Genomic DNA, 2,729 nt, shown 5'->3' with positions numbered 1-2,729 from the left:
CTTCCCATGCGTTCGATCCGCGGGCTGGTACGCATGGAGTCGACATTGACGCGTGGACACGGCGCCAGCGCGTTTGGCGGCTCGTCTTTGGTGGATGTCGCCGATGCAATGGGATTCTCCGACCAGGCGCACTTGTGCCGGGAAGTGAAACGCTACTCGGGTCTGAGTCCAACGGATCTGCAACGCGCCATTGAAACCCAGGAGTCTTATTGGCCCTACCGGTTGAGGCAGGCGCTGAAGGCGCGTTGATAGCCCCGGGGCCCTGCCCACAGGTGTGTACAGGCGCCCGTACTTCTTGTGCACCCAGTGCCACAAGATGCGCCGCACATGTCGTTTTGATTCAAGACCGCACCTCCATATTTCCGTAATATCCGAGGCTTTTGTTTGCTTGGCGAACAAAGGCGTCCAGTCACGGCGCCAAGTTTGGCCTCGCTGGTTCTGAAAATTGGAAATTGCATTGCAGCTACTCACTGAACAGACCGCAACCATCGCCAGATCCGTCGAGGCCACATACCTGTACGCGACAAATCTCGAGCATTTTGCCGAGTGGTTTCCGGGCGTTCTATTCATAGAATCAGCCAACACGCTTGAGCACGCCCAGCGCGGCAAGGAATATCTGGAAACGGTCGCCGTCCCTCTCAGGGGCAAAAGAAAAATCAAAATCAGGGTCAAAGATGCCCAATCCAACAAGGTATTCATTACAGAGGGCGAGTTCTCGCCTTTGATGCCAAGAATGGAGATGCTATTTCAGGCAACGGGTGCTGATTCCTGCAGCGTTACATGGCGCATGCTCAGTCGCAACGACAGCTTGCTATTCAAAGCCACGCTCCTGCATTTATTCAAAAGCGTCATGCACAAAAGGGCGGAAATTGGCATGAAGCGGTTGCGGCAGAAACTCGAAAACCTGGTGGCTGAACCCGCTGAAACCTAGCAAGGCGTTGCGCCAGTCAACCCCACCCCCGCTCCGCTACGACTTTTCCCGGTGAATTTCTGCTTTTTATCTTGAACCCCACCATGCGCTTGCAAATCAGCCCTCAATTTCTCGGTATGAGCCTGGCTCTGCTGATCGTCACTTCTCCGGGCCACGCCCAGGGCGTCTACAAATGGGTGGATGCCGAGGGCCGGACCCACTACGGCGCGCAGCCGCCCGTCACCGAAAAGGGCGTCGAGCCACTGAAGCTGCACAGCAACAGCGGCTTTGGCGGCGACAACAACGGCAAGGTGCGCGCCACAGAATACAACGCCGACGGCACCAAGAAGATCCCCAAGAACGTACAGGACCTGGYAAAAGGGATGGAGAAAGCCCTGCAGAAAGCAGACCCCAGGGAGGTGCCGCTGGACTGCGCCAGCGCGGTCAGGAATGCGCAGGACCAGGCGGATACGGCGCTGGAGGTGAGCGCCAAGAACCTGAAAACCGGCTACATCACCCAGGCCAACTACGACAACAACGCCGCCAGGCTTCGTCGCGCCAAGGCAGAGACCAATCTGACCAGTTGCCAGTCCGCCATGGGCAGGGACCGCGCCTTCTACCAATGCATGTCCAACAGCAACAACCACTTCACGGCGTGCATCAAGTAGAGGAGCACTGCGCGACTTTGATGGACCTGATCAACTGCCCCAGGCCCAGCTCGCAGTTCCCAACCCCACCAGCTTCCATAAAACGCAGGAAACTCCAAATGCCCTGTATCACAGCAAGATGAACGTAAATAGGACCCCATGTCCGAAGTAAGAACGATTGCCACCCTCTGTTTTGAAGACAACGCCATCAGTCAGCGCTGGCTGGAAGCTTTCAAGCCTGCTTCCGGTGATGCGTGGGATATGGCCAGCCAGGCCCTCGGGGCGTTGGGTTTGCGCTGCGTTCAGGCGAATGCAGATGAACGGATTCGCGTCGAGCGCGTGGAACGTTTTGGCCGACGCCTGGAATTGCGATTCATGGAGCTGGGCCTGGACAGCCAGACGCTGCTGAGCGAACTGATCGAATTGGGCGCCACACACCTGCGCGCCAGCATTGACGACAGCCGCACGGGCAGTGTCACCAAGCTGGTTCGAATCGGCAAGGCCAAGGCGAAAGAGGCGGAGTTTGTGGCCGCCGTGGCCGAGTTCGATGACGACTTTGCGTTCCTCACGGCATTGGAAAAAGGCAAGTCGGCGGAGATCAAACGGCTTCTGGCCAAAGGCATCAGTCCGAACCAGGAAGTACGGCCCGGTGTGTACCCCATCCATCTGGCCGTGCTGCATGACAAGAAGCCCATCGTCAAGCTGTTGATTGCAGCAGGCGTGGATGTGAACGTCCAGACGCCCGACAAACGAATCAAAGAGGACGGGTTCAGAACGCCGCTGCATCTTGCCATCAACAACAAATCGTTTGATGTCATCGAGATGCTGGTCAAGGCTGGAGCAGACCTCACACTCCGAAACGCGGCCGGGCAAACGCCACTGCACTACGCCATCGTTTACCGGCACCAGGATGCCTGCAAACTGCTGATGGAACATGGTGCAGATCCATCCGCGTTGAACGCCAACGGCGTGCCGGCTTTGCTCGACCTGCGAACGCACGGCGAGGAGGAAATCCCGGCGTTCCTGGCCTTTGCCGATTCGATGGGGCTGGATCTCAACGTCAAGCTGGCGACTGGCGAGAATCTTTACTGGAAGCTTGGATACATCAAGGGTGCAGTGGGTTACCTGAAGGCGCGGGGCATGGTTTCCTCGCCACCCTCCGACTCCTACAC

At 57.7% G+C, this 2,729-nt stretch carries 3 protein-coding genes and 1 pseudogene; all 4 read left to right on the top strand.

Going from position 1 to position 2,729, the window contains the following annotated elements; all coding sequences use genetic code 11:
* A pseudogene (locus tag AC1DWI_RS19095) lies at positions 1-249 on the top strand (AraC family transcriptional regulator); the annotation flags it as partial.
* Positions 250-457: 208 nt separating this feature from the next.
* Positions 458-931, top strand: coding sequence for an SRPBCC family protein (locus AC1DWI_RS19090; RefSeq protein WP_477668995.1), 474 nt, complete (start codon positions 458-460; stop codon positions 929-931).
* Positions 932-1,047: 116 nt separating this feature from the next.
* On the top strand, positions 1,048-1,578 hold the full coding sequence (locus AC1DWI_RS19085) for a DUF4124 domain-containing protein (protein WP_477725461.1): 531 nt from the start codon (positions 1,048-1,050) through the stop codon (positions 1,576-1,578).
* A gap of 138 nt (positions 1,579-1,716) precedes the next feature.
* The coding region (locus AC1DWI_RS19080; protein ID WP_477725460.1) for an ankyrin repeat domain-containing protein at positions 1,717-2,729 on the top strand (1,013 nt) is incomplete at its 3' end.

Source organism: Polaromonas sp. P3_C2 (assembly GCF_056402675.1).
The sequence above is the reverse complement of the archived record's forward strand: the minus strand, read 5'-3'. Positions and strand labels throughout refer to the sequence as shown.